Origin of the sequence: Desulfosporosinus sp. OT (assembly GCF_000224515.1) — a bacterium.
Lineage (GTDB): Bacteria > Bacillota > Desulfitobacteriia > Desulfitobacteriales > Desulfitobacteriaceae > Desulfosporosinus.
The window spans coordinates 1-380 of the sequence record NZ_AGAF01000158.1 but is presented as its reverse complement, the minus strand read 5'-3'; the positions used below and the strand labels follow the sequence as shown (position 1 = coordinate 380).

Sequence of the window (380 nt, the reverse complement as noted above, 5' to 3'; positions counted from 1 at the left end):
AAGCGGGTATATAATATGAAATCTTCGCTCCAGCTGAAAATACTCATTTATTATTCACTGATCTTGTTTTGCGGTTTTTCCGTGCTGACCTTTGGGGTTTATAACACCACCCGGCAAAACTCCCAGCGGATCATCAGGGAGGATATGATTGCGGCCAAAAAAAATCTGGATGGCTATTTGAGCCAGTATCTGTTATTCGGTAATCTGGACTTGACCGCCGCGTCCCTTCCCGCTGAGGCCCCGGGCATTTCCAGGCAGCTCAGCAGCCAGGTGGGATGCAGCGTCGAACTTTACAGCCTGCAGGGAAAAAAACTGTCCTATGGCTCCGTTCCGGCCGACAGACTGGCAGAGAGCAAGGATATGAGCCAAGCCCTGAAGGG

At 50.8% G+C, this 380-nt stretch carries 1 protein-coding gene; it reads left to right on the top strand.

Going from position 1 to position 380, the window contains the following annotated elements; translation table 11 throughout:
- Nucleotides 1-15: 15 nt before the first annotated feature.
- On the top strand, nt 16-380 hold a 365-nt coding region (locus DOT_RS14495; protein ID WP_040412289.1), incomplete at its 3' end, for a hypothetical protein.